At 62.0% G+C, this 1,154-nt stretch carries 1 protein-coding gene; it reads left to right on the forward strand.

Annotated elements, in window-relative coordinates; all coding sequences use genetic code 11:
• Positions 1-570 precede the first annotated feature (570 nt).
• Positions 571-792, forward strand: a complete 222-nt coding sequence (locus tag CK944_RS22210) for a DUF3072 domain-containing protein (RefSeq protein ID WP_103175191.1) — start codon at positions 571-573, stop codon at positions 790-792.
• Positions 793-1,154: the final 362 nt, after the last annotated feature.

A 1,154-nucleotide genomic window follows, 5' to 3' on the forward strand; every position in this document is an offset into this window, starting at 1 on the left:
GGGCATCAGCCGCGCGATGATCACCCGCCTGGCTCACGAAGCCGCCTGGGGCACGAAGTAAGATATAGACCTTTCCGGCCTCTTCTCCTCCCTAGGGCCGGGACTGGCGGCATTCTTCTGCCAGAGAGTGCCGCCCCTACATAGCCGCTCCATTTGCGGCACCCGACGCGACGGACCTTTCCTCCTCCCCATGGTCCGATCGTTGGCGGCAACGGCCTCTCCTCCTCCCTGGGCCTTGCCGCACCCATACGCGGCCCTTCCTCCTCCCTGGGCCAGCGTTCCGCGGCAGCACTCCCTCCTCCCTGGGTGCTGCCGCTTTTTCATGATGGACACCGATGCTGGAGCAACGCCTCCGAACCGACCGGATACCCGTCGTCCACTGAGAGGGTTGGTCTTATCCTCATCACCTGATCGGTTCTTCTCTGTCTGACCCCGAGGTCAGCTTTGCCGGAGACACCTTCATCAGCCTTGCCTTGCTGCTCCTGTCCTCCGGGCTTCTCGATGGACGCGAACGGAACCAGAACATGAGGCGCGTGTTTCCTTGCACCATCCTGAGAAAGGCAGTGCCCCATGGCCGATGAAAACCCGAAATCCCACCCGACCGACAATGCCGAGAAAGATCCCGACAGCTGGGTCAGCGGCGAAGACCCCATGACCGGCGCACAGGCGTCCTATCTCAAGACGTTGAGCGAACAGGCCGACGATCCCGACGCCTTTGACGACACCATCAGCAAGGCGGAGGCCTCAAAGCGCATCGATGCGCTGAAAGCCAAGCTGGGCCTGGACCAGTAGGGCTTCGCTGTCGGAAGGCGGAGCGACATCCCAAAGGTCATGAGTTCCGGCAACTATGGTTTTGTAAGGCGATGCGGTGCCGATGCTCCTGGGGCGCGGCACCCTTTTTCCGAATGTATCACGCAACACGGTTCTGATGTGGCTCCGGATGATCTGGTGCAGTGCCCTTTTGCCACTCTGACGCTGGCCGAAAGCCCAGTCATTACGAGAGCGCAGCAGGCTACGGCGCCAAGGGCGCGGATTTCGGAGATGTCTGGAGCTCTGTGCCCTCAGAAACTGTAGCCGACCCGTATGCCGACGCCCCATGCGTGGCTGCCTTTGATCTCGGCGCGGGCTGTATCAGGCGTGCCGGTCTCGGGACT

Origin of the sequence: Paracoccus sp. SY, assembly GCF_002901215.1 — a bacterium.
GTDB classification, from domain to species: Bacteria; Pseudomonadota; Alphaproteobacteria; order Rhodobacterales; family Rhodobacteraceae; genus Paracoccus; species Paracoccus acridae.

Coding starts and splice junctions, on each gene's coding strand:
- CK944_RS22210 (WP_103175191.1), top strand. CDS start 571: ATGGCCGATGAAAACCCGAAATCCCACCCGACCGACAATGCCGAGAAA.